This is a genomic window from Dietzia sp. DQ11-44 (assembly GCF_014145205.1).
GTDB lineage: Bacteria > Actinomycetota > Actinomycetes > Mycobacteriales > Mycobacteriaceae > Dietzia > Dietzia natronolimnaea.
The window spans coordinates 1-1,169 of the sequence record NZ_JAALEC010000536.1; the positions used below are offsets into that span (position 1 = coordinate 1).

Annotated in this window: 1 protein-coding gene; it reads right to left on the bottom strand. The window is 72.5% G+C overall.

Annotation, left to right across the window (positions count from 1 at the left end):
- Positions 1–120: 120 nt before the first annotated feature.
- Positions 121–1,125: an iron-containing redox enzyme family protein gene (locus G6018_RS13090; RefSeq protein ID WP_182639836.1), complete on the bottom strand. Its 1,005-nt coding sequence runs from the start codon at positions 1,123–1,125 to the stop codon at positions 121–123.
- Positions 1,126–1,169 lie beyond the last annotated feature (44 nt).

The following is a 1,169-nucleotide window of genomic DNA, read 5'->3' on the forward strand; positions in this document are numbered from 1 at the left end:
TGCATCGCCGCGGGCGGCTGCGCGTCAGGCGCTCAGGCGCACGAGCAGATGTCCCGCCGGGTGTGCAGGCGCGCGAGCGGATGCCGCGGTGTGTCGGCGTGAGCGGGACACGCCCGCGCGTCAGGGCAGCAGCGAGGAGTCCCCGCGGCCCCAGGCCGCGAGCATCTCGTCCGCCGCCAGCTCATCGAGGTAGTCCAGCGTGCGCATCCCGAACACCACGTCGGCCGCCAGGTGCGGCTCCCGGTTCACCAGGTCCCCCACGACGTCGTGGCGCATCACCTGCTCGTGCACCGCGTCGGCCTCCACGTGCTCGGCGTAGAAGTGCACGCACTCCTCCGGGGCCCCCATCCGCCGCAGGCCCGCCACGAGCCGCGCCGATCCGGGGGACGAGGTGATCTCGATGGCTGCGAAGTGGCCGATCGCGGCCCCGCGCAGCGACCGGTGCAGCCCGAACAGCGACATCAGGTTGACGGTCGACAGCGTCGCCGCCGACACCCGGTCCAGATATCCCAGGTAGGTGGGGTCCAGCCCGGCGGCGGTCATGAGGTCGGCCCACAGTTGCTGGTGAACCCGCTCGCCGCGCCCGCCGCCGAACTCGTCGAACTCCACGGCGACGAACGAGGCCTTGGCCTGCCCCTGCAGTCGGGGGATGGCGAACGCGTGGGGGTCGCCCTCCTTGAGGTGGTACAGAGACCGGTGGGCGAAGTACTCGCGCAGTTGGTCCCAGGTGCCCTCGTCCTTGAAGTACCAGGACGGGCCGGTACCGGAGGTCGCCTCCACGGACAGGGCGTCCATCTCCGCCACCGGGTCCTCGCCGGGCTCGACGGCTCCCCGGAGGTGATCGAGGAACAGGGACTCCAGTGCGCGCCGGAGCCGCAGCAGCTCGGGGTCCCATTCCAGGTCGGCGTCGACCCCGGCGAAGCCCCGGTAGTGGAGCTCGTAGAGCGTGTACAACGCGAGCTGCAGATCGCGGCCCAGCGGATCGGTGTCCGCCGGCACGCCCGGGAGCCCGTCTGTCCGGCCCGTCGACAGCGCCGTGACCACGGCCTGCGAGAGCGGCCCGCTCGCCGCGGGCAGGGTCGGGGCGGAGAAGGTCGGGGCGATCTCGGTCGGGGCGGCTGTCATGCCCCTCTGTCTACCCGCGATCGCGGTGGTCCTCCACCGGCTCA

Coding starts and splice junctions, on each gene's coding strand:
- G6018_RS13090 (WP_182639836.1), bottom strand. CDS start 1,125: ATGACAGCCGCCCCGACCGAGATCGCCCCGACCTTCTCCGCCCCGACC.